Below are 23179 nucleotides of genomic sequence, written 5' to 3'. Positions count from 1 at the left end.
CCAGGCAGTACCCGCACCACCCCCTCCCCCCTTTCCGGAAGGCCCCCATGTCCGAGCCCCGAAGCGGTGAGCGCCCACTCCTGCGCCGCCGGGCCGTCCTGGCCTCGGCCGCCCTCGGCCTCAGTACCGCGCTGACGGCCACCCTCTCCAGTTGTTCCACCGCGAGCGGCAGTACCGGCGGCGGCGTCACCCTCACGTTCTCCTGGTGGGGCAACGACGACCGGGCCGCGCGCACCGACAAGGCCGTGCGGCTCTTCGAGAAGGAGCACCCCGGGATCACGGTCCGCACGTCGAACGCGGAGTTCGGGGCCTACAAGCAGAAGCTGGCCACCCAGGCGGCGGGCGGCGGCATCCCCGACGTCGCCCAGCTCGACTACCGGCAGATCTCCCAGTACGCGGGCGGCGGAGCGCTGCTGTCGTTGGGCGAGGCCGTCGAGAAGGGCACGATCCGGACCTCCGAGATGGACCCGGGGCTCGTGCGCACCGGCAGCTACCGGGGCGAGCAGTACGCCGTGCCGATGGGGCGCGGCATCACCGGCTACGCCTACGACGCCTCCGTCTACGGCAAGGCGGGCGTCCCCACCCCCGGACCGGGCTGGACCTGGCAGGACTGGGCGCAGGCCAACAGGAAGATCGCCGCGCTGAAGCTCACGTCTCCCGACGGGCGCCCCTTCACGGGCGCGAACGACGGCGGCGGCAACGAGGACGTCTTCGAGGACTGGCTGCGCAGCCGCGGCGGCCGTCTCTACGCCGACCAGACCCACCTCGGGTTCACCGAGGACGACCTCGCCGGGTTCTGGACGTTCTGCGACACACTCCGCAGGGAAGGCGCCATCGCCCAGGCCGAGGACTCGGCACAGGCCAAGACCACCGAGACCAGCCCCATGGGCCGCCGTCTCGCGGCCGCGGACTTCACCTGGGACGCGCCGTTCCCCGGGTATCCGGCGCTGCTCGGCGACAACGTCCACTTCGCTCCGGTACCCACGACCGGCGGACGGCAGGGCGCTTACTTCAAACCCTCGATGCTCCTGGGCGTCGGGGCCCACACGAGACATCCCAAGGAGGCGCTCGCGCTGGTGGACTTCCTCCTCAACGACACACGGGCCGGCGACATCCTCGGCTTCACCCGGTCCACCCCGCCCAACCGGGTCGTCGCCGCCCGGATCGCCAAGACCCTCAAGGGGCCGGAGCTGGAGATCTACGAGTACGCCCAGAAGATGGAGAAGTACGGGCTGGACGCGCCGCCGGCCGCACCGCCGCGCGGCGACGTCCCGATCCAGATCGCCTTCGGGCGCGCCTACCAGCGCGTGATGTTCGGCCTGACCACCCCCCGGCAGGCGGCGCGCGAACTCATCGACGAGGCCGACCGGGAGCTGCGGTCATGAGTACGACGACGACCGGGGCGCCGGTGCGCGCCCGAGGGACGACCGCATCGCACCCACCCGCCGGGCGCCGCCCGCGGCGGCGTGAACAGCAGTGGCCCGCCTACGTGTTCCTGTCCCCGTGGATGATCGGCGCGGTCGTCCTGACACTGGTGCCGATGGCGGTGTCGCTGTACCTGTCGTTCACCGACTACAACCTGTTCGACCCCCCGCACTGGGTGGGCCTGCGCAACTACACCGAGATGCTCACCGAGGACCCGCGCTACTGGCGCTCGGTCGGCACCACACTCCTCTACGTGGTGATCGCCGTACCGCTGAAGCTGGCGTTCGCCCTCGCGGTGGCGATGCTGCTGAAGAACCTCGGCCGCGGCCGCGCCTTCTACCGCTCCGCCTTCTACGCGCCCTCCCTGCTCGGCGCCAGCATGTCGATCGCCCTGGTGTGGCGGGCGCTGTTCAACGACGGCGGTTCCGTCCCGCACGTCCTGGACGCGGTCGGCATCCACGCCGGCGGCTGGATCGGCGATCCCCACCTCGCGGTGTACGCGGTCGTCCTGCTGACGGTGTGGCAGTTCGGCGCCCCCATGGTGATCTTCCTGGCGGGGCTGCAGCAGATCTCGCCCGAACTCTACGAGGCGGCGGCGCTGGACGGCGCGGGCCGGTGGCGGCAGTTCGTCTCCGTCACCGTGCCGATGCTGTCCCCGGTCGTCTTCTTCAACCTGGTCCTGGAGATGATCCAGTCCTTCCAGGTGTTCACACCCGCCTTCGCCATCAGCGGCGGCGACGGCGGCCCGGCCGACTCGACCCTCTTCTACACGCTGTACCTCTACGAACGCGGTTTCACCGCCTCGCACATGGGCTACGCCGCGGCGATGGCGTGGCTGCTGCTGATCGCCGTCGGTGTCATCACCCTGATCCTGTTCAGGACCTCCCGGTCCTGGGTCTTCTACGCGGACGAGGAGGGACGATGAACCTCGCCGGCAAGCGCTGGGTGCCGCACACGATCGCGGCCGTGGCCCTGCTCGTCCTGCTGTACCCTCTGGCCTGGCTGCTCGCCACCTCGGTCAAGCCCGCCGACGAGGTGGTGACCAGCCTCGACCTGTGGCCCAGCCACCTCCAGTGGTCGAACTACACGACCGCCCTGGACGGGGTGTCCGGCGTGTCCGTCAGCCGGCTGCTGGGCAACACCTTCCTCATCGCCGCGGGCGCCGTCGTCGGCAATGTCCTGTCCTGCTCGCTGGCCGCCTACGCCTTCGCCCGGCTGCGCTTCCGCATGCGCAAGGGGATGTTCGCCTTCATGGTGGCGACGCTGATGCTGCCCCACCACGTGGTGCTGATCCCGCAGTACATCATCTTCAACCGGCTGGGCCTGGTGGACACGTACTGGCCGCTGATCCTGCCCAAGTTCCTCGCCACGGAGGCGTTCTTCGTCTTCCTCATCGTGCAGTTCATGCGCGGGCTGCCGCGTGAGCTGGAGGAGTCGGCGCGCATCGACGGCTGCGGCGCGTTCCGCACGTACTGGGCGATCACGCTGCCGCTGAGCCGGCCCGCGCTGATCACCACGGCCATCTTCACGTTCATCTGGACCTGGAACGACTTCTTCACGCAGATGATCTACCTGTTCGCGCCGGAGAAGTTCACCATCACGCTGGCCCTGCGCAGCTTCGTCGACCAGTCCAGCACCTCCGCGTACGGCCCGATGTTCGCGATGTCCGTGATCTCGGTGCTGCCGATCGTGCTGTTCTTCTTCGTCTTCCAGCGCTACCTGGTACAGGGCATGGCCACCTCCGGGCTGAAGGGCTGAGCCGCCGTGACCCACACACCCGCGCCCACCGACCGCCGAGAGCCCCGAGAGGTGTTCGGTCCTGGCTTCTCCCTCTTCGCCGACATGCTGCTGGTCGGCCTGCTGACAACGCTCGCCTGTCTCCCCGTGATCACCGTCCCGGCCGCGTTCTCGGCGGCCTCGGCGACCCTCAGGAAGACCATCGACACCGGTGCGCAGGCCACGGCCGGCGCCTGCCTCCGTCACCTGCGCACACATCTGTCCGCGGGCTCGCTGGCCGCCGGTCTGCTCCCGCCCCTGCTCGTCCTGGTGCTGCTCGTCGACGCCGCCCTGGTGCACAGCGCGCTGCCCGGAGCCGGCGTCATGGCACCCGTCCTGGCGCTGCTCGCCCTGGGCGCGGCGGTCGTGGGGTTGCGGGCCACCGCCCTCGAAGCCCCGCACGGCCTGTCCGCGCGCGAGGCCCTGGTCCGCTCGGCCGCCGACCCGCGCGGCACGCTCCTGCTGGGCGGCGCCGCCCTGCTCGCCGCGCTGCTCGCCTGGGCGATACCGCTGCTGCTGCCCCTGCTGCCCGGACCGCTGGCGTTCGCCGCCACCGTCGTGGACCTCCGCTCCGCCGCCAACCGGCGGCAGACCTGACGTGCCGCGGACCGGCGGCGGACCTGAATTGCCTCGGGCCGACGGCAGACCTCAGCCGCCACCGACCGACCGCACACCCGAGCCGCCGCCGACCGACCACGCAGCTGAGCCGCCACCGACCGACCACGCACCCGAGCCGCCACCGGCGAACCACCACCGGCGTCACCCCTGCCCACGCTCGCTCCTGCACGACACCACCGGAGTTTCCGCATGCCTCACACGCACCTGGACGCCGCGGGCCACCCGAGGCCGCAGCTCGTCCGCGACCCCGACTGGCGCGACCTGAGCGGTCCGTGGCGGTTCGCCCACGACGACGCGGACCGCGGCCGCACCGAGCGCTGGATGGACCCGGACGCCGCCGAGGTCTTCGTCCGCACCATCACCGTCCCCTACCCGCCCGAGTCGAAGGCCTCCGGCGTCCAGGACACCGGATTCCACCCCGTGCTCTGGTACCGGCGGACCGTGGACGTGCCCAGGCCCGCCGCGGGACGGCGTCTCCTCCTGCACTTCGGGGCGGTCGACCACCGGGCCGAGGTGTGGCTGAACGGCCGCCCCGTCGGCCGCCACGAGGGCGGACACACCGGTTTCACCTGCGACCTGACCGAAGCCGTCGACCGGGACGGGGAACAGGTCCTGGTCGTGCGCGCCGAGGACCAGCCGCACGATGCCACGCAGCCGCGCGGCAAGCAGGACTGGCGCCCGGAGCCCCACGTCATCTGGTACCACCGCACGTCCGGGATCTGGCAGCCGGCCTGGCTGGAGGAGGTCCCGGCCACACATGTGACGGCGCTGCACTGGGTGCCCGACGTCGCGCACGCCCGCGTGCAGTGCCGGCTGCGGCTCGCGCAGTGGCCCCGGCGCCCCCTGAACGTGACGGTCCGCCTCACCCGGGGCGAGCGCGTCCTCGCCGAGCAGCGGATGCTGACCGACGGACAGGAGACGGCGTTCGACATCGCGGTGCCCGCTCTGCGACACGGGCAGGATCTCGACGACCTGCTCTGGAGCCCCGAGCATCCGCACCTGATCGACGCGGCGGTCACGCTCGCCGACGCCGCGGACGACACCACCGTCGACCGGGTCACCTCCTACCTCGGCCTGCGCGACATCGGCTGGCGCGACGGCGTCTTCCTCCTCAACCACAGGCCGTACTTCCTGCGGTTCGCGCTCCAACAGGGCTACTGGCCCGACTCCCACCTGTCCGCCTCTCAGGCCGAGCTGCGCCGTGACGTGGAACTGGCCAAGGAGATCGGCCTCAACGGGCTGCGGATCCACCAGAAGATCGAGGACCCCCGTTTCCTCTACTGGGCCGACAGGCTCGGCCTGATGCTGTGGGAGGAGATGCCGTCCGCGTACGTCTTCGGCACGCAGACCACCGAGCGGGTCGTCGCCGAGTGGACCGAGGCGGTCTCCCGCGACCTCAGTCATCCCTCGATCGCCGCCTGGGTGCCCGTCAACGAGTCGTGGTCGGTTCCCCATCCCGCGCTCGTCCCGGCCCAGCGCCACTTCATGGACGCCCTGTACCACCTGACCAAGACGCTCGACCCCGCCCGCCCGGCCGTCTCGAACGACGGCTGGGAGATCTCCGCCGCCGACATCTGGGGCGTCCACGACTACAGCCAGCACCCGGAGGTGCTGAAGGAGCGCTACGCCCGTCCCGTGCTGCCTGACGGCGGCTTCACCGAGCCGTGGCCGGGTGCCAGAAGGCTCGTCCTGGACGGCGTACGCCACGAGGGCCAGCCCGTGGTCCTCAGCGAGTTCGGCGGCGCCACCTTCGAACCCGCCCCGGGCGAGGCGTGGTTCGGCTACGACACCGTCGCCGGCCCCGAGGCCTTCGCCGAGCGCACCGCGGCCCTGGTGGCGGCCGCGGTCGACTCGGGGCTCGCCGGGTTCTGCTACACCCAGTTCACCGACACGGAGCAGGAGACCAACGGTCTGCTGACGGCCGAACGCGAGCCGAAGATCCCGGTGGCGCGACTGCGGGAGATCCTCGCCCGGCCCCGCGCCCGCTGACGCCCCCGGGGGCGCCGGGCCGGGGCGCCGACGTGCCTGGGCGCGTGTCACGTCCGGGACGGGCACGTCGGCTGCCGGCCCGTCGGCCGTTCCACCTCGTCCCTTCCGCCTCGTCCGTTCCACCTCGTCCGTTCCACCTCGTCCGTTCCACCTCGTCCGTTCCACCTCGTCCGTTCCACCTCGTCAACGACGCAGTCGACGAGACAGTCAACGACACAGATCGGACACGACTATGCCCGCTCCTCCAGCCCGTTCCCGAGCACGTCGGCCGGTCCCGGTCCTGCTCTTCGCGATCCTCCTGCTCCTGGCGGCGGCATCGACGGCGCCGGCCGCCGGCCGGGCCGACGCGGACCCTGCCCGCGGCCGCGGTCACGGCGGCCCGTGTGACATCTACGCCGACGCGAAGACACCCTGCGTCGCCGCGTTCAGCACCACTCGCGCGCTGTTCCGCGGCTACGACGGCCCTCTTTACCAGGTCCAGCGGTCCGACAACGACGCCACACACGACGTCGGCCTGCTCAGCCGCGGGGGTTACGCCGACGCCGCGACCCAGGACGCCTTCTGCGCCGGCACCACCTGCACGGTGAGCATCGTCTACGACCAGACCGCCCGCCACAACGACCTGACCGTCGCGGGCCCCGGCACGGCAGGGCCGCAGAACTCCGGCGCGGTGGCCGACGCCCTGCCCGTCTCGATCGCCGGCCACCGGGCCTACGGCCTCCACCTGCCCAAGAAGACCGGCTACCGGCGCTCCAGCGTCGTCACGACCGGAACGGCTCGCGGGGCGCAGCCGGAGTCGATGTACGAGGTCGCCAGCGGAACCAACGTCAACGACGACTGCTGCTCGGACTTCGGCAACGTGGAGACCAGGCCGGAGGACACCGGTGAAGGCCACATGGACGCGGTCAACATCTCGTACATGAACGGCGACGGCGCCACCGGCACCGGACCGTGGGTGCAGGCGGACCTGGAGAACGGGGTCTTCCAGGGCGGCACCGGCACGTACCGCGGCAACCAGGGCAACGCCGGCAAGTTCGTCACCGCCCTGCTGAAGAACAACGGCACCGACCGGTTCGCCCTGAAGGGCGCCGACGCGCAGCGCGGCCCCCTGTCCACCTGGTACGAGGGCCCCCTGCCCTCGGCGCGGTACACACCGATGCGGTTGGAGGGCTCCATCGTGCTCGGCACCGGCGGTGACAACAGCAATCGCGGGATCGGTTCCTTCTTCGAAGGTGTGATGACGGCCGGGTACTCCGGAGATGCGGCCGACGCCCTCGTCCAGGCCGACATCGCCGCGCAGCACTACCAGGCCGATTCCACGGGCCCGGGCACAGGCGCACCGATCATGACACCGGAGGGCCGGTGCCTGGCGGCCGCGGGCCGTGACGACGCCGTGGCGGGCACACCGGTCAAAGCGGGCACCTGCCACACGATGGCGGCCGACGAGCACTGGGTGGCGTCGGACTTCGGCACCGCCGCGTTCACCGCGCTGGGCCGCTGCCTGGCGACGGGGGACGCCGAGGGAGTCGTACTGGCCGACTGCACCGGCACGGCCGGCCAGCAGTGGAAACCGCAGCCGGACGGCGGTGTCCGCAACGTCGGCACAGGGCGCTGCCTGACCGTGGCGGGCCATGACCGGCGGCCCGCGCTCCGTCTCGCCGCGTGCCGGGGCGAGGCGTCCCAGCGGTTCATCACCACGACCCCGCTGCACCACGGGGGCAAGTGTGTGGACGTCTCGGGCGACGACGTCGGCGGCGACCACGCGGCCGTTCAGGTCTGGGACTGCCGCACTCTCCCGCTGGGCGGCGCCGCCGCCCGTGACCAGCAGTGGACGCGCAATCTCGGCGACGGCTCGCTCCGCACTCTCGGCCGGTGCATGACGCCGCAGGGTTCGGGCACGGCGAACGGGACCGGGATCGAACTGGGTGACTGCGATGCCGCCCCGGCCCAGCGCTGGCAGCAGCAGGCCGACGGCACGGTCAGGAACGTGGCCTCCGGCCGCTGCCTGTCCGACCCCGGCGCCACTCCCGTGAACGGGGCCCGGCTCGAACTGAGGGACTGCGACGCGAAGGCCCCCGGTCAGCAGTTCGCGTTCAACTGACGCGCTCGCCCGCCCGGCCGGCGGGCGAGCCGACGGCCGGGCGGGGTGGCGGGCGGACCGGTGGCCGGGTGTTCGGACCGGCGGCCGGGTGTTCGGACCGGCGGGGTGGCCGTCCGTGGGACGACGGCCGCCCCGCCCCGCCCCGGGCCGGGCTCAGCGGCGGCTGCGCGGGCGCGGTACGGCGATCTGCTCCAGACGGGGTCCGTCGCCGTCCAGGACCCGCTGCCAGGCCCGACGGTAGAGGTCCGCGACGGGCTGGGTGGGGACGACGACGCCGAGCGCGGCGTTCTCTCCGTGGAGGAGGTCGTACAGCGGCAGTTTCCACCGTTCCAGCGGTGTGTGGGGCTTGGCGAGGGCCTGCCAGGCACCGGGCAGGAACAGGGACCGTCCGGCTCTGGTGCGGGTGCCCTGCACCACGAGGTCGGTCGCGCCGAGTTCGGCGCGGGCGGCGCGGAGCCGGGCCGCCCCGCCCCGCTGCTTCGCCCATCCGGTCCAGCGGGCGGTGTTGCGGTCGGTCGGGTCCGGCATGGCGAGCAGCATCAGGTGGAGAACGGCCGCGTCCTCACTGATGCCGTACCGTCCGGCCGCGTCGGTGACCAGGTCGGGTACGGACAGGGCCGGGTTCTGCGGCCACCACAGGCCCTCCTCGTCGCGCCCGCCCGCCACCGGTTCGCCGGGGTCGGCGAGGAGGAGGGCGAACCGCTCGTCGTGGGCGAGGCGCAGAGCGGTCTGTTCGGCGGTCGGGCCCTCTTCGGGGAACAGGAGCGGCAGGTGCGGATCGCCGCCTGACTCGTCGAGCAGCACCGGACGGACGGCGGGGTGCACCGACGGGCTCCCCGTGTTCAGGACCCGGGTGCTCAGGACGACCGCGCCGTAGCGTTCGAAGTTCTCGCCGGTCTCCGTGGGCTCGCCGAGGTTGCGGCGGAGGTCGTCCAGGCCGTTCCACCTGTCCATCCGGATGAGCAGGCCCGGGTGGGCCAGTCGCTCGCGTACCGCGGCCAGTACCCCGGGGAGGGTGGCGCGCAGCGGGTCCCCGGAAGGGAGGCGGTGGGCGAGCCAGGCGGACAGGGCCACCGCGCCCTTGAGCGCGTCGGAGTCGAAGCCGCGGCCCCGGGCCGACGGAGCGCCGTAACCGGTCATGCCCCATTGCAGGTCGTGGGTCAGCTTCGGTTCGCGCTCCGGGTGGAGGAAGCCGTGCAGCGCCTCGTACGGCTCCCACCACGAGGGGGACACGGTGCGGACCGTGTCGTGGAGTACGTCCTCGGGCAGGGGGCTGCGCCGGCCCACCCGCTCGTTCCAGACCTCGGCCGCGGCGGTCGTGTCGGGGCCGTGCGTCCACAGCCGGGAGGGGTCGGCGGGCAGGAGTGCCGCCACGACCGCCCGGCGCGCGTCGCCGTCGACGGCCTTCAGGAGGTCCTTGGCGATCTGCGCGTCGGCCGCCTTCACGCCGATAACCTTCAGAGTTGCGGTGGGTACGGGCTCGCGCTCGTCGTCGATCATGGGCAGTCCGGCGGCCACCAGCCGGCCCATGGTCGGCGTGACGCCGGTGAGCCGGGCGAACTCCTCGGCGGCCTCCGGGCGCCACGGCGCCGGGCCGCGTTCGGCGAGTTCGGCCCGGAAGGCCGCGAGCCAGCCGGGCGCACGCGCGGGTCCGGCGCTGAACGGTCCGGTGTGCACGAGGGTGTAGGGGGCGGGCACGTGGAACAGGCCCCGCGGATCGTGGTGGATCACGTCGAACTCCCTGCCCTCCGTCGCGGGCAGCGGCGGCCGGTCGGGGAAGCGGTACCACTGGCCGGGGAAGAGGAGGAACGCGCCGTCCTCCAGGTCGAGCAGGGCTGTCGTGGAGGGGACGGCCGGCAGGGCGCCGGGGCCCTCGAACAGGACGTCGGCCAGACGTAGTCGGGCGCGGCGCCACTGGCCGGGGTCGGGTGCGGAGAGGTTCTGGGCGTCCAGTTCCGCCAGGTAGGCGTCAAGCACGGTCCGGTCGCTGTCCGAGGTGGCCCCCGAGGCGGCCCGCAGCGCGAGAGTGGCGGGGAGTGTGGCCAGGCCCCACCAGTTCAGGTGGTCCAACGGCTCCGACCTGGGCAAGGAGACGTGCACGTGACCGGGCGGGACCGGCTCGCCGTGGCCGCGCCGTGACCGGCCGACCAGACGCAGGGCGTCTACGAGGTAGTGGTGCAGGTTGTAGTAGACGCCGCGGCCCATGAAGGTGCCCAGCAGCCCGAGGCCGTCCAGCGCGGCGGCGAGCGTGGCGTCTCCCGGGGCGGGGGCTGCGGGCGGGGCGGGGCGGGGACTCGGGCTTGGGCTGAGGGTGGGGGCGGCGATGGGGCTGGGGGCAGGGCTGGCGGTGGGGCTGGGGGCGGGGGCCGAGTTGGCGCCGGGGTCGGCGGTGCGGCTGGAGTCGGAAGTGGCACCGGAGGGCGCGGCGGGGCTGGAGTCGGAGGTGGGGCCGGAGTCGGAAGTGGGGCCGGAGGACGCGGCGGGGCTGGAGTCGGCGGTGGCTCCGGGGTCGGCGGTGGGGCCGGGGTCGGCGGTGGGGCCGGGGTCGGCGGTGGCTCCGGGGTCGGAAGTGGGGCCGGGGTCGGCGGTGGCTCCGGGGTCGGCGGTGGGGCCGGGGGGCTGCTCCTGCCCGGCGTTCTCCTCCCCCTGCGTCCGCTCCGGGGCCGCCTGTTCCCCTTCCGTTCCGGCCTGTCCCCCGGCGCCGCCCACAGCCGTGTCCAGGCGGGCGAGCGCCGCGTCCAGGGTGCGCTGACAGCCGGCGGCGAGCCGCACGACCCCGGCGATGCCCGCGCGCAGTGCCTCATGGGTGACCTGCGGGAGCAACGTACGGATCAGGTCGGACAGGGGGTCCGGGCCGCCGGTTGCGACCGGCGGCCCGGCCGCCCGCGTGTCCGCGTCGTCGCCCGTTCCGGCTGCGTCCGGTCGCGGTTCGGCCACGGCCGCCGCCAGGAGTGCCGCCGCGGTGCCCTCGTCGAGCCGGCGGAGCGCCGCGGAGCCCTGCGGGTCGCGCGGCTGGAGCAGGTGCCAGTAGCGCAGGGGCGGCAGCAGCGCGGTGCCCGCGGAAAAGCCTGCCCTGCGGTTCTGCGCCGTCGAGGCAGGGGTGCCCTCGGGGAACTGGGCCATCAGCGTGCCGTCCGCGTCGAACAGGCTGATGGGGGCACCGTCCTGGACCACCGCCAGCGGCCGGTCGGAACCGGGGAACTCCAGCACGTGCCACAGTTCCCGGGTGAGGCGGTGGGATCCCGTCTGGCGCGCGACGACCGAGCGTCCGGCCAGGTCCTCGCCGCGCAGGGAGCCGTCGGGCAGTTCCACCACCCGCCAGCCGATCAGTCCGCCGACCGGCGCGCACAGCGGGCCGGGCTCGGCGTGCGGGGCGGGCAGCAGCCGGCTGTTCCTCGCGAGGGTGCTGTGCGGCGGTGCGTCGCGCAGGCCCTCGGCGAACCAGTCCGGCATGCCCGGCTCGCCGCGCGTGCCCGTGAACGGGTCGTACGTGTGCCACTCGCCGGCCCGTACCCAGTAGGACGTCCCGTCGCTGATCACGTGCCGTTCCTCGGGGACGGCGGTGTCCCCCGGGCGCAGTACCCCGGCCCCGGTGGTGACCCCGCCCTCGGGAAGCGGAAGGGCGACGGAGGGCAGGTGCCGACCGTACTCCCGCATCGAGTCGCAGCGGACGGCTTCAGGATCGGTCGGGAACGGCGCCGGGGCGCTGCGCTCCCAGTAGCCCTGCTTGTCGGCGGGCCAGGGCGGGCTCCACCAGACGAACAGCTCCCCGTCGACGTAGCGGCAGCCGACGGCTCGCAGACCCCAGACCGAGGGCTGGTCCGTCACCTCGGGCGGCAGACGCAGTTCGTGCGTGTGCACGGTGCCCTGCGCGTCGATCACGCGGGCCTGTGTGCCGGCCAGCACGACAAGGTGGGGCCAGGCGTCGCTGACGTGGATGTGGCCTGCCGGGTACGGCGCACCGGCTGCCGCGACGGCTTCCTCCCAGGCGGGCCAGCCCAGTTCGTCGATGATGCCCGACCGCAGGGCGCGGGTGAGCGCCGGGGCCAGGCCGGTGCTCAGTGCCTCGCGCACCGCGTCCTCGGCGAGCGCCAGGGTTTCGCCCGGCAGCCAGTCGAGCGGGTCGAGCGGCCGGTCGTACGGGGCGGCGAACCCGGCGAGTTCCACGGGCAGGTACTTGCGGGCGACCTCGCCCGTCCATTCGGCGAGCATCGGGCGTCCGCCGGGGGATTCGGCCAACGCCGTGAGGGTCCGTACGTCGTCCTTCCCCCGGTATCCGGGGCAACTGCGCCGGAACGCCCCCCGGAAGCGGGGGTCGGCCTCCAGCGCGCGGAGATCGCGCCGGTTCTCGTCGACGGCCCACCGGTCCAGGGAGAGGGAGTGCCGGGGCGGGGGGTCCGCCACCGGTATGCCGAGGGCCAGCAACTGGTCGAGGAGGTTCACGTCATGGACGGCCGGCAGAGGGTCCGCGCAGAGGTAGGGCCCGGGGCTCGGACCGACGCCCGGCTCCACGCCCGGCTCGGAGCGCGGCTCCACGCCCCGTTCGGGGCCCGGCTCCACGCCCGGCTCGGAGCGCGGATCGTCCCCCGGCTCGGAGCGCGGATCGTCCCCCGGCTCGGGGCGGAGTTCGGTGCGCAGTGCGCCGGCCATGCGCTCGATGAGGGGATGCACCTCGGCCGGTGTGTGCGACTCCACCAGCGGCAGGAGTCTGCGGACCCACCCGGAGGCGCCGTCGGGCGGACGCACGTCGGCGGGCAGCGCGGTGTCGCACAGCCCGGCGGCGGCACCGGACGTCTCCAACAAGTCCAGCCACTGGGGCAGTTCCTCCCTCTCCCAGCCCGAGGGCATCAGCCCCAGCAGGACCCCGCGGAAAGCAGGCTCCTTGCGGGTCAGCTCCAGCAACGCCCGCCGGTGGGCCTTCCACCAGCCGGGCGGCGCCTTCTGTGTGCCGGGCTGCACCAGCATCTCGCGCAGATGGGCGATCTCCTCGGCGAGGGCGCCCTTGCCCGCGGTCTCCTTCGCCAACCGGCGCAGGTCACCCGCGCCCGGGCTCGACGGAGCCAGCCCGTGTGCCGCGAGCCGGACGAAGAGCCGGCGCAGGTGCCGGAACGCCGTCTGTGGCGGGACCCGGGACGACAGGCCCTTGGCATAGCTGGAAAGCATCTTCGTCGGCACGGCCTCGGCCAGGGAGAACTCCAGGAAGACCGCGTCCATGCGCTCCTCGTCGAACGGCAGCGCGTACGCCGTCTCGGCCTTGCGGGCGTTGACGAACATCAGGGACGCGTACGTCGTCTCGTCGGAGGCGAGGAACACCCGGCCCGCCTGCTCGTAGAAGGTCGGCAGGAAGTGGGGTACCGCTCCGGCGAGGCGTTCGCCGATCGCCTCGTAGGCTGCGCGTGCCTTCTTCGGCCTGGACTGCGCGGTCCGCGCGATCCGGTCCATCTCCTCGGTCACGGACATCGCCAGGTGCCCGTCCGAGGGGTGGTGCACCAGCACCCATTCCGGGAAGCCGAGGGCACGGGGCCGCCCGAGACCGACCTCGACCGCCTCGCCTTCGGGTTCCAGGCCGAGGAATCCGGTGCCGGGGTCCTCGGCGGGCTCCGCGGCGACCAGGCGTACGACGATCCGGTCGTCCAGGGCGGGATGACGGTAGGCCTGGGTGAGCATCGGCACGGCGCGGGCGTCCGCGGTGGTGGCTCCGGGTGGCAGCACGGCACCGGCCCGCAGCAGCTCCTCGGCCCGCGCCTCCGCTGCCGCCTCCCCCGTCGGTCCGTCCTCGGTGGCTGAGCCGTTCATGGATGCGCGCCTTCCGTGCGTTCTGTACGTGCCGTGCGTGTTCTGCGTTCTGTGCGTGCCGAGCGTGCTGTGCCTGCTGTGCGTTACGCCCCCGACGTAACTCCCGGACCCGCCAGGGCCGTCAGGGCTACCGGGCCGGTTCCCGGCGGCGGCGCTGTCCGTGGCGTTGTCCGAGGCGCCGCCGTGGCGCCACGCCGTTCACGCCGCGCCGTCGTCCACGGACGCGCTACGGCCCCCGGCGTGCAGGGCGGCGGCCATGCGCATGCCCTCCGACCAGGCCACCGGGCCGACATCGGCCAACGGCATCCGGTCGTCGTGACGAGTGCCCCAGGCCAGGCCGCCGGTCCAGGCCTGCTCCTCGGTATAGGGGTCGCCGATCGCGACCGACGCGGTGACGACTCGCCCCGCCTCCCGTATCCGGTCGGTGGCGTACTGCCCGGCGACCTTGTAACCGAGGGCGGTGGCACGGGCGGAGAGGCGGAACCAGGAGCTGTACTCGGCGCCCGCGAACTCGGTGACGGCACGGGCGTCGGGGTCGAGCCCGACAGGCTTGTGCCACACGGCACGGTGGAGCTGCTCGACGCCCTGGACGGCCCCCAGCTCGCCGGCGCGTGCCCGCAGGGTCTCCAGCTCGGGGAGGAGGATGGGGTGCGGCATGGTCACGGTGCGGGCGCGGACGACGACGGTCCCGCCGTCCGGGGCCACCAGCCGCAGGTGGCCGGAGGCGTCGGCGTCCCGCAGGAAGCCGACCTCGTCCGGGTGTCCGCCGACCACGACGAGGTCACGCAGCGCCGACCGCCATGCCTCGTCGGGCCACACCCGGGCCAGCAGAACGGTCGGCACCGGCAAGGACGACACCACCCAGGTGCCGACCTGCGCCGCGCAGTCGGCCGCGTGCCGCTCCAGCCACTGGGCGAGCCGCTCCAGCTCGATCACCTCGGGACGGTCCCGCAGCTCCGCCGGCAGGCTCCGCGACCCCGCCGCCGAGGACGGCTCGGACACGGCCCGCGCCACCACCCGCCCTTGATCGAGGGCGATTTCGTAGTCGTCGCCCGCCGCCACCCACCCCATGATGTCCCGCCCCTCCGCTCGTCTCGCCCGTCGTGCTCGCCCTGATGGCCCGCAAGGCACCACAGAACTCCCGACAGCCCGGACCGGCCCGCTCCACAGCGACCACGACGAAAGACTAAGCGCCCCCACTGACAGCCCCCCGGGGACGGCCGGGCAGGGTGCCACTCCACACCCGGCCGCCACCGCGATCACACGACGGAGTCGTAACCCGGTTTCGGTCGTAGGGGACGCCTGGCACGCTTTTGAACGGAGCGCTCCGCTCCGATAAGGTCCGCACGAGGCGTACCCGCTCACCGGCACGGAGGAGACACACATGAAGGCGACGACCAAGCCGACCGCGCTGGTCACCGGCGGCAGCCGGGGCATCGGCGCGGCCACCTCGCGTGAGCTGGCGGCCCGCGGTTACCGCGTGGCCGTGAACTACCACTCGAACCGGGAGGCGGCCGACCAGGTGGTCAAGCGGATCGAGGCGGACGGCGGTGAGGCCCTGGCCGTGCAGGCCGATGTGCACGACCCCCGGCAGGCAGCGGAACTGCTGGAGCGCGCCACGGTCGACGGGCGTCTGGACGTCCTCGTCTGCAATGCCGGCGCTCGCTTCACACCGACCCCGATCTCCAGGCTCACCTGGGACGACTTCAACGCGAAGGTGACGGGCGAGCTGGCATCCGCCCACACCCTCACCCAGCGGACGCTGCCGATCATGGAGGCGCAGGGCGGGGGCCGGATCGTGTACGTGTCCAGTGCCGTGGCCGACGGGCCGCCCACCGTGGGCATGGCCGCGCACGGCACCGCCAAGGCGGCGCTGAACACCTTCGCCCGCTTCGTCGCGTACGAGGCCGGCCCGCTCGGCGTCAACGTCAACGTCGTGGCGCCCGGCTTCGTCCGCACCGAGGCCAGCGCCGGCATGCCGCTCCAGTTCCAGCGGCGGCTGGCGGAGGGCACCCCGCTCGGGCGGGTCGCGGAACCGGAGGACGTGGCCCGGGCGATCGCGATGCTCGTCGGGGAGGACGCCGCCTTCATCACCGGTTCGGTCGTCACCGTCGACGGCGGGCACGGCGTGGCACGCCCGTAAGGGAGAATGCTGCGTCATGGGTGACACGCACGCGGGCAAGCCGCGCGGCCGGCAGCGGGAGGCGGACCGCAACGACGCCCGCCTCTTCCAAGCGGCGCGCGAGGTCTTCGCCGAGCGCGGCTGGGACGCCCCCGTGTCGGAGATCGCCCGGCGGGCCGGCATAGGCATGGGAAGTCTCTACCGCCGCTATCCCAGCAAGGAACTGCTGGCGCAGCGCATGCGGATCGCGGGGATGGAACAGCTGGTCACCCAGGCGCGGACGGCCCTCGCGGAAGAGCCGGGCCCCTGGGCGGCTTTCGTCCGCTTCCTGCGGGACGCGTTGTCGGCCCAGGGTGGTGCCGGCCCGCTCCTCCCCCTGGTCGGCGGCCGGCTGCCGGCCACGGAGGAGATCGCGGCTGCCAGGGACCGGTTGCGTGCCGCGCTCGACGAGCTGGTGGGCGGCGCACACCGGGCCGGGGTGCTGCGCACCGATTTCACGTCCGCCGACGTACCGCTCCTGCTCGAACACCTCAGCGTGCGGATCCCCGTCACCGGTGAGCGCGCCACCGCGCTGCACCTGCGTTACCTGGACCTGATCCTCGCCGGCCTCCGCACCCAGGCCGCCACCGAGCCCGGCGTCCTGCCCGGCCCCGCGCCGCACTGGGGGGAACTGTCCGAACTGTGGAACGCGACCGGGGCGCCGAAGGGATGACGGCCGAAAGGCTCCGCGCCCGAACTTGACCGAGGCGCGCTCTGGGTGGCCCGGGCCGGACCGGTCACTACCCTTCTGCCCCGCTCGGCCTGCGCGCCGCCGGCACCGGACGCCGCGGCCCTTCGTGCCGTCGGCCGGAGGGCGGCCCGCAGCGGCCGGTCAGCCGGCCAGATGGGGGTCGAAGAAGCCGCACGGCAAGGACGCATGCGGCACTCCCGCCGGCGCTGAACTCACCGAGCGAGGCGGTGTGGGGCGGTTCAGCCGCCAGACCACGTCGATGCCGCAGCCGGAGGGGGCTGCGGGCGGTGGTGTCCGCTCGCGCCGGATTTCCGTGAACCCCAGTCGGCGCGCCACGGCACCACTGCTGGTGTTGGCCAGATCGTGCGTGATCTCCGCGTACTCCACGTCCGGCAGGGCGAACAGCTCGTTCACCAGGGCCCCCGTCGCCCGCGTGGCGATGCCCCGGCCGACGGCGGCGGGGTGGAGCCAGTAGCCCAGCCGCCACCCCGGGGGCTCGGCCGCACGGTGGGACTGGCACATGCCGACGAGCGTGCCGCCCTGGTCGAGGGCGTAGTTGTACGTCTCGCCGCTCGCCCACTTCGACTCGGACTTCGCCAGGAAGTCCCGGGTGCTCTCCTCACTGTGCCGGGCGACCCAGGGCATCCACGGGAGCAGGTGGTCCACGGACTCCTCGATCAACTTGAACGCCTGGGCGGCATCGCGCTGCCCCCGCCAGCGCCGCAGGACGAGGTCTCCACACTCGATGATCTGGCTCGGTCGGTCCATGGCGGCCATGATTGTTGCGCGGCACGGGGCTTGGCAATGAGCGGGAAACGCTGAGCCCGCTGACCGGCTCATCGCGTGCGGCGGCGGCCCATTCGGCTGCTCATACCGGCACGTCACACCGGCAGGTCATATGGGCAGGGCATACCGGAGGTCAAACCGCCAGGTCAGCGGTCTGTGATGACGGCTGGACGACATGGACCAAGGGCGCGAGCGCGGGCTCGGTGGCGGCCTGGTCGAGGGCCTTGCGCAGGGCCGTGCCGTGGGTGGGCCTGGCCTCTTCCAGCAGGCGCAGGCCGGAGTCGGTGACGTCGGTGTAGATGCCGCGGCGGTCGGTGGGGCACAGGTAGCGCGAGAGCAGCCCGCGGTCCTCCAGCCGGGTCACCAGCCGCGTGGTGGCGCTCTGGCTGAGGACGACCGAGTCCGCGACCTGCCGCATCTGCAGGTGCCCGCCCTCGCCGTCGTGCTGGCGGCTCAGCACGTCCAGCAGCGAGTACTCGCGTGCGCTCAACCGGTGTGCGGCCTGGAGCGCGCGTTCGACGCTGCCCTCGATCCGCGCGTGCAGCAGCGAGAGCGCCGACCAGTTGTGCGCAAGTGCGGTCAGCGCCGGGTCGGTGGCGGTCATGAGCAGCAGCTCCCTCGGTCGGCTCGTACGAGCGGTGGGGCGGCCGGTAGGGGCTGCCTGCCGCCGTATCACGACATTCATCATACCCGCGTTTGCCATTAACCATCGCATGCAACTATTGTCGACGCACGTAAGGCGCTGGCGCAATCCACGCCGTGATCGCGTCTCCCCCGCCCTCACCCAGCTCACCTCACCTCACCTCACCTACGCAAAGGACCCTCGTCATGCCGCTCGCACTCCTGGCCCTGGCCATGGGGGCCTTCGGAATCGGCACCACGGAATTCGTCATCATGGGGCTGCTGCCCCAGGTCGGCGCGGACCTCGGCGTGTCCGTGCCGACGGCCGGTTTCCTGGTCACCGGCTACGCCCTCGGCGTCATGGTCGGCGCACCGATCATGACCGTCCTCGGCACCCGGATCACCCGCAAGAACATGCTCATGCTGCTCATGGGCCTGTTCATCATCGGCAACCTGATCTCCGCGCTCGCCCCGGTCTTCGCCGTCATGCTGATCGGCCGAGTGGTGGCCTCACTGGCCCACGGCGCCTTCTTCGGCATCGGTTCCGTCGTCGCCGCCGAGCTGGTGGCACCGGAGAAGAAGGCCGGCGCCATCTCCATGATGTTCACCGGCCTGACCGTGGCCAACGTCGTCGGCGTACCGCTGGGTACCCTCGTCGGCCAGAGCGCCGGCTGGCGCGTGACCTTCCTCATCGTCGCCGCCCTCGGTGTGCTCGGACTGGCCGGCGTCGCCAAACTCGTACCCGACGTCCCCAAGCCGGACGGGGTCCAGCTGCGGCACGAGGTCGCCGCGTTCAGGAACGTACAGGTCATTCTGGCCATGGTCATGACGGTGCTCGGCTTCGGCGGCGTGTTCGCCGCGATCACCTACATCGCGCCGATGACGACCCAGGTCAGCGGCTTCGCGGAATCCTCCGTCACCTGGCTGCTGGTCGTGTTCGGGCTGGGCATGGTGACGGGCAACCTCGTCGGCGGCCGCTTCGCGGACCGCAGGCTCATGCCCCTGCTCTACACCTCCCTGGGCGGCCTGGCACTGGTCCTGCTGCTGTTCACCTTCCTGGCCTCCGGCAAGACCGCGTCCGTCGTGGCCGTCTTCCTCATCGGCGCCCTCGGCTTCGCCACCGTCCCGCCCCTGCAGAAGCGCGTCCTGGACCATGCCCACGGCGCGCCGACGCTGGCCTCGGCGGCCAACATCGGCGCCTTCAACCTGGGCAACGCCCTGTCCGCCTGGCTCGGTGGCCTGGTGATCTCGGCGGGCTTCGGCTACGCCGCGCCCAACGCCGTAGGGGCCGTCCTGGCCGCCGCCGCGCTGACACTGGCCGTCGTATCGCACCGGCTTGAACTGCGGACCGCCGCGGGCGCCGCCACCACTGCGGGGACTGCCGGGACCGCCGGGAATGCCGGGACCACCGGGAATGCCGTGGCTGCGGGGCCTGGCGGGTCTGTCGCGTCCGGCGCCGGGGCCGGTGGGGCGGACCCCGCGGGCGCCGTGCCGAGCGCCGCCCGCTCCTGACGCCCGCGACACACCACCAGACACACACCACCAGACACACATCACCAGAAGCACACCGCCAGAAGCACACCGCCAAAACACATCGCAAAAAGGCACCACCAGAAAGACCCGAGAAAGGCCCCCTCATGACTTCCGTTCCGATCGTGACGCTCAACAACGGCGTGACCATGCCGCAGCTGGGCTTCGGCGTCTTCCAGGTCCCCGACGCGGAGACCACCGCCGCCGTCACCCACGCCTTGGAAGCCGGTTACCGCAGCATCGACACCGCCGCGGTCTACGGCAACGAGCGCGGCGTCGGCAAGGCCGTCGCGGCCGCCGGCCTCCCCCGCGAGGAGCTGTTCGTAACGACCAAGCTGTGGAACGCGGACCAGGGCCGCGACCGCACCCTGCACGCCTTCGACGCCTCCCTGGACAAGCTCGGCCTCGACCACGTCGACCTCTACCTCATCCACTGGCCAACCCCGGCCCGTGACCTGTACGTGGAGACCTACAAGGCGCTGGAGAAGATCCTCGCCGGCGGGCGTGCCCGCGCCATCGGCGTCTCGAACTTCCAGGTCCCGCACCTGCAGCGGCTCATGGAACACACCGGCGTCACCCCGGCGGTCAACCAGGTGGAGCTGCACCCCGGCCTCCAGCAGACCGCGCTGCGTGCCTTCCACGCCGAGCACGGCATCGCCACCGAAGCCTGGAGCCCGCTGGCCCAGGGAGCGGTCCTCGGTGACGCGGCGATCGTGGGAATCGCCGAGGCGTATGGCGTAACCCCGGCGCAGGTCGTCCTGCGCTGGCACCTGCAGACCGGCAACATCGTGATCCCGAAGTCCGTCACCCCCGACCGCATCCGGCAGAACCTCGACGTCTTCGGCTTCCAGCTCACCGACGCCGACATGAACGCCCTCGCTCGTCCGGACCGGGGTCTGCGCACCGGCCCGGACCCCGACACCCTCAACTGACCGGCAACGCACGGGAGATGACCGTAACGGAGCCTGAGGCCCGGTAGCCGACCGCCGTGGCCGCCCGGAGCGTCCGGCCCCTCCGCCCTTGCTGGACGGGCTGGACGGGCTGGACGGACCGGGCGCTCCAGGACTCGGAGTCTTCGCGACTCGGAGTCTTCGCGACTCGGAGTCTTCGCGACTCGGAGTCTTCGCGACTCGGAGTCTTCGCGACTCGGAGTCTTCGCGACTCGAGGTCTTCGGGGCTCGGACACCGTCACGGCGACTCCACCACCTCGACGAGGGGAATCCTCATGCAGATCGATCTGTCCGGCCGCACCGCCCTGGTCACCGGCTCCACGCAGGGCATCGGCCAGGCCATCGCCACGGGACTCGCCCGCGCGGGCGCCCGCGTCGCCGTCAACGGGCGCGGCGAGGAGCGCGTCGCCGAGGCCGTCCGCACCGTGCGGGCCGATTCGGGCGGCGGCGACGTCACCGGCGCCGTGGGCGACCTGGCGACGGAGCGGGGTGCCGCCGCCGTGCTGGAGGCCGTGCCCGCGGTGGACATCCTCGTCAACAACCTCGGTATCTTCGGCGCCGCCCCGCCGCTGGAGATCGACGACGCCGAGTGGCGCCGCTACTTCGAGGTCAACGTACTCTCCGCCGTCCGGCTCATCCGCGCCTACCTGCCCGGCATGAAGGAACGGGGCTGGGGCCGCGTCCTCAACCTCGCCAGCGACTCGGCCGTGGCCATCCCCGCCGAAATGATCCACTACGGCATGACGAAGACCTCACTGCTCGCCGTCAGCCGCGGGTTCGCCAAGGACGCCGCCGGCACGGGTGTCACCGTCAACTCCGTCATCGCCGGGCCGACGCACACCGGCGGCGTGGAGTCGTTCGTCCGCGAACTGGTCGGCGACACCCTGCCGTGGGAGGAGGCGCAGCACGAGTTCATGGTCAAGTACCGTCCCCAGTCCCTCCTGCAACGCCTCATCGAGCCCGAGGAGATCGCCCACCTGGTCGTCTACCTCGCCTCCCCCTACGCCTCCGCCACGACCGGCGGCGCCGTCCGCGTCGACGGCGGCTACGTCGACTCGATCCTCCCCTGAGGCCGGGGCGCCGGACCGACCACGTCACGGGGCGAGTCGGGGCGCGGGCCTTCTCGGTCGGGGCGCGGTCAGCGGGCGGTGTGCTCGTCCAAGGCGTCGATGATCTCGTTCCACAGTTCCCGCGGGCGGTCGTGCCCCATGTCGGGGATCAGGCGCAGTTCCGCTCCGGACACCAGTTCGGCGGCGCGTTCCCCACCGCTCGGGTCGATCAGGATGTCGTCCAGGCCATGGATCACCAGGGTCGGCACCTGGAGCCCGCGGAGTGCGTCGGCGCGTGAGCCGCCGAGGATCATCACTCCGAGCTGCCGCCCGACTCCGGCCGGGTAGTAGGCCCGGTCGTAGCTTCGGGCGGCCAGTTCACGCAGGGCGGCGGGGTCGCCGCGCGCACCCGGGCGTCGGCAGCGTGGCGGCCGGCACCCGGATATCGGCAACGTGGCGGCCGGTAGCCAGGTATCGGCAGCGTGGCGGTGGCGGCTCGCTCCTGCCGCGCGGACGGCACGTGTGCTCAGGCGTAGTAGTGGATCGTCCCGTGCAGCGCCGGTGCGGCTCCTTCGCAGTGCTGGGTGAACGTGGCCGCAAGCGCTGTGACCGTGCCGCCGGTGTCACGTGCCAGCTTGGTGATGGTCAGTGAGCCGTTGCTCGCGTTGCAGCCGCCGAAGCCGGACACGTCGAGCCCCGCCGTGCCGGGGCCGCTGCTCCGCTCGGTGGTGTAGGTGTGACCCGGCTCGAACACCTCGCCCGTGGGCGGGACCAGGAGGGCAGACCAGTTCTCCCGCTTGCCGGACGCCTCGAAGGACAGGCCGCCGACTCCCCAGGGACGGAGGGAGAAGAGGCTGGTGGCACCGGTGTGGGTGCCGGTGCGGCCCTGCCCGACGTAGTCGCCCGGCTCGCTGGCGTAGGAGAAGGACAGCGGGTAGGCGCGGTACTTGATCACCCCTTTGAGCGCGGGCGCGTCCGGCGCCTCGCAGCGCTGGGTGTAGGTGGCGTCCAGCATGCTGATCGCGCCGGAGTCGTCGGTGGTGATCTGGTTGACCGAGAACTGGCCGTAGACCCTGTTGCAGCCGCGCGACTGGCCGTTGGCGTCCAGACCGGGGGCCCGGCCGGTGGCGAAGCCCGCCCTTTCGGCATCGCGGTAGACGCCCGGGTGCAGCTTCTCTCCCGCGGGGGCCGCGAGTTCCACGGTCCACCAGTCGGTGTCGTTCTCGATCCGCGCGGTCAGCGCTTCCGCGGTCCCCTCGACGGTGATCGTCGCCGTCTTCGGGGTGTACGCGACGCTGCCGCCCTGGCCGACCCAGTTCCCGTTCTCGCTGGTGTGGCTGTACTTCGTCACGGCGACCGGCGCCGCGGTGGCCGCCTCGGCGGGCGAGACCAGCCCTGCGGTCAGGCCGATCGCCGCAGCCAGGACGACGAGGCCGACCAGCACGCCGGACGAACCCCGGCCGCCGCGTCTGCTCCCTTTTCCTCGCCCTTCTCGTCCTCTTCGCCCTTCTAGTCCTCTTCGTCCTCTTCGTCCTTCGCGTTCTTCGCGTGTGGCTCGTGTGGCTCGTGTGGCTCGTGTGGCTCGTGTGCGAGTACGCACGGTCCGTTCCCCCTCCTCGGCCAGAGCCTCCCCGGCCCCGGACATCTGCCGTTCTGCCGTTCTGCCGTCACGCCTGCCTCACGCCT

Annotated in this window: 16 protein-coding genes and 1 pseudogene; 11 read left to right on the top strand and 6 right to left on the bottom strand. The window is 72.6% G+C overall.

Annotated features, from left to right (window positions below; genetic code table 11):
* Nucleotides 1–47: 47 nt before the first annotated feature.
* From AB0G56_RS16985 to AB0G56_RS16960, 6 genes are all read left to right on the top strand, one after another.
* Nucleotides 48–1385, top strand: coding sequence for an ABC transporter substrate-binding protein (locus AB0G56_RS16985; RefSeq protein ID WP_360969807.1), 1338 nt, complete (start codon nt 48–50; stop codon nt 1383–1385).
* On the top strand, nt 1382–2350 hold the full coding sequence (locus AB0G56_RS16980; RefSeq protein WP_360969805.1) for a sugar ABC transporter permease: 969 nt from the start codon (nt 1382–1384) through the stop codon (nt 2348–2350). The genes AB0G56_RS16985 and AB0G56_RS16980 overlap by 4 nt, the downstream gene beginning before the upstream one ends.
* Complete coding sequence (locus tag AB0G56_RS16975) at nt 2347–3183, top strand: carbohydrate ABC transporter permease (protein WP_360969803.1); 837 nt, start codon at nt 2347–2349, stop codon at nt 3181–3183. Before AB0G56_RS16980 ends, AB0G56_RS16975 begins: the two co-directional genes overlap by 4 nt.
* 6 nt (nt 3184–3189) lie before the next feature.
* Nucleotides 3190–3798 (top strand): hypothetical protein, encoded by a 609-nt coding sequence (locus AB0G56_RS16970; RefSeq protein WP_360969801.1) that lies wholly within the window; start codon nt 3190–3192, stop codon nt 3796–3798.
* A gap of 210 nt (nt 3799–4008) precedes the next feature.
* On the top strand, nt 4009–5808 hold the full coding sequence (locus AB0G56_RS16965; RefSeq protein ID WP_360969800.1) for a sugar-binding domain-containing protein: 1800 nt from the start codon (nt 4009–4011) through the stop codon (nt 5806–5808).
* Nucleotides 5809–6040: 232 nt separating this feature from the next.
* Nucleotides 6041–7909, top strand: a complete 1869-nt coding sequence (locus AB0G56_RS16960; RefSeq protein ID WP_360969799.1) for an arabinofuranosidase catalytic domain-containing protein — start codon at nt 6041–6043, stop codon at nt 7907–7909.
* 153 nt (nt 7910–8062) lie between these two features.
* Here the strand turns inward: AB0G56_RS16960 and AB0G56_RS16955 are convergent, their stop codons facing one another.
* Together AB0G56_RS16955 and AB0G56_RS16950 are read right to left on the bottom strand one after the other, a co-directional pair.
* Entirely contained in the window at nt 8063–13705 is a 5643-nt protein-coding gene (locus AB0G56_RS16955; protein ID WP_360969797.1) for a DNA-binding protein, read from the bottom strand.
* 198 nt (nt 13706–13903) lie between these two features.
* Nucleotides 13904–14776, bottom strand: a complete 873-nt coding sequence (locus AB0G56_RS16950; RefSeq protein WP_360969795.1) for a DUF4132 domain-containing protein — start codon at nt 14774–14776, stop codon at nt 13904–13906.
* A gap of 313 nt (nt 14777–15089) precedes the next feature.
* Between AB0G56_RS16950 and AB0G56_RS16945 the strand changes: the two genes are divergently transcribed.
* Nucleotides 15090–15848, top strand: a complete 759-nt coding sequence (locus tag AB0G56_RS16945; protein WP_360969793.1) for an SDR family oxidoreductase — start codon at nt 15090–15092, stop codon at nt 15846–15848.
* Nucleotides 15849–15864: 16 nt separating this feature from the next.
* Entirely contained in the window at nt 15865–16539 is a 675-nt protein-coding gene (locus tag AB0G56_RS16940; protein ID WP_360969791.1) for a helix-turn-helix domain-containing protein, read from the top strand.
* A 159-nt stretch (nt 16540–16698) separates the two neighbouring features.
* Here the strand turns inward: AB0G56_RS16940 and AB0G56_RS16935 are convergent, their stop codons facing one another.
* Nucleotides 16699–17325, bottom strand: coding sequence for a GNAT family N-acetyltransferase (locus AB0G56_RS16935; RefSeq protein ID WP_360969789.1), 627 nt, complete (start codon nt 17323–17325; stop codon nt 16699–16701).
* Between the two features lie 151 nt (nt 17326–17476).
* Complete coding sequence (locus AB0G56_RS16930; RefSeq protein ID WP_360969788.1) at nt 17477–17947, bottom strand: MarR family transcriptional regulator; 471 nt, start codon at nt 17945–17947, stop codon at nt 17477–17479.
* A gap of 224 nt (nt 17948–18171) precedes the next feature.
* On the opposite strand from AB0G56_RS16930, the gene AB0G56_RS16925 reads away from it, so the two are divergent.
* The 3 genes from AB0G56_RS16925 (at nt 18172) to AB0G56_RS16915 (ending at nt 21514) form a co-directional block, all read left to right on the top strand.
* Nucleotides 18172–19476, top strand: coding sequence for an MFS transporter (locus AB0G56_RS16925; RefSeq protein ID WP_360969786.1), 1305 nt, complete (start codon nt 18172–18174; stop codon nt 19474–19476).
* A gap of 125 nt (nt 19477–19601) precedes the next feature.
* Nucleotides 19602–20426 carry an aldo/keto reductase gene (locus tag AB0G56_RS16920; RefSeq protein WP_360969784.1) on the top strand — a complete coding sequence of 275 codons (825 nt, stop codon included), beginning with the start codon at nt 19602–19604 and terminating at the stop codon, nt 20424–20426.
* Nucleotides 20427–20719: 293 nt separating this feature from the next.
* Nucleotides 20720–21514, top strand: a complete 795-nt coding sequence (locus tag AB0G56_RS16915) for an SDR family oxidoreductase (protein WP_360969782.1) — start codon at nt 20720–20722, stop codon at nt 21512–21514.
* A 68-nt stretch (nt 21515–21582) separates the two neighbouring features.
* On the opposite strand, the pseudogene AB0G56_RS16910 reads toward AB0G56_RS16915, so the two are convergent.
* A pseudogene (locus AB0G56_RS16910) lies at nt 21583–21894 on the bottom strand (alpha/beta hydrolase); the annotation flags it as partial.
* 125 nt (nt 21895–22019) lie between these two features.
* Nucleotides 22020–22937: a hypothetical protein gene (locus AB0G56_RS16905; protein WP_360969780.1), complete on the bottom strand. Its 918-nt coding sequence runs from the start codon at nt 22935–22937 to the stop codon at nt 22020–22022.
* Nucleotides 22938–23179 lie beyond the last annotated feature (242 nt).

It is taken from the genome of Streptomyces sp. NPDC021356 (genome assembly GCF_040641015.1).
Classification (GTDB): domain Bacteria; phylum Actinomycetota; class Actinomycetes; order Streptomycetales; family Streptomycetaceae; genus Streptomyces.
Note: the sequence above shows the minus strand (reverse complement) of the source record. Positions and strands in the feature narration are given on the sequence as shown.

Coding starts and splice junctions, on each gene's coding strand:
- AB0G56_RS16985 (WP_360969807.1), top strand. CDS start 48: ATGTCCGAGCCCCGAAGCGGTGAGCGCCCACTCCTGCGCCGCCGGGCC.
- AB0G56_RS16980 (WP_360969805.1), top strand. CDS start 1,382: ATGAGTACGACGACGACCGGGGCGCCGGTGCGCGCCCGAGGGACGACC.
- AB0G56_RS16975 (WP_360969803.1), top strand. CDS start 2,347: ATGAACCTCGCCGGCAAGCGCTGGGTGCCGCACACGATCGCGGCCGTG.
- AB0G56_RS16965 (WP_360969800.1), top strand. CDS start 4,009: ATGCCTCACACGCACCTGGACGCCGCGGGCCACCCGAGGCCGCAGCTC.
- AB0G56_RS16960 (WP_360969799.1), top strand. CDS start 6,041: ATGCCCGCTCCTCCAGCCCGTTCCCGAGCACGTCGGCCGGTCCCGGTC.
- AB0G56_RS16955 (WP_360969797.1), bottom strand. CDS start 13,705: ATGAACGGCTCAGCCACCGAGGACGGACCGACGGGGGAGGCGGCAGCG.
- AB0G56_RS16950 (WP_360969795.1), bottom strand. CDS start 14,776: ATGGGGTGGGTGGCGGCGGGCGACGACTACGAAATCGCCCTCGATCAA.
- AB0G56_RS16945 (WP_360969793.1), top strand. CDS start 15,090: ATGAAGGCGACGACCAAGCCGACCGCGCTGGTCACCGGCGGCAGCCGG.
- AB0G56_RS16940 (WP_360969791.1), top strand. CDS start 15,865: ATGGGTGACACGCACGCGGGCAAGCCGCGCGGCCGGCAGCGGGAGGCG.
- AB0G56_RS16935 (WP_360969789.1), bottom strand. CDS start 17,325: ATGGACCGACCGAGCCAGATCATCGAGTGTGGAGACCTCGTCCTGCGG.
- AB0G56_RS16930 (WP_360969788.1), bottom strand. CDS start 17,947: ATGACCGCCACCGACCCGGCGCTGACCGCACTTGCGCACAACTGGTCG.
- AB0G56_RS16925 (WP_360969786.1), top strand. CDS start 18,172: ATGCCGCTCGCACTCCTGGCCCTGGCCATGGGGGCCTTCGGAATCGGC.
- AB0G56_RS16920 (WP_360969784.1), top strand. CDS start 19,602: ATGACTTCCGTTCCGATCGTGACGCTCAACAACGGCGTGACCATGCCG.
- AB0G56_RS16915 (WP_360969782.1), top strand. CDS start 20,720: ATGCAGATCGATCTGTCCGGCCGCACCGCCCTGGTCACCGGCTCCACG.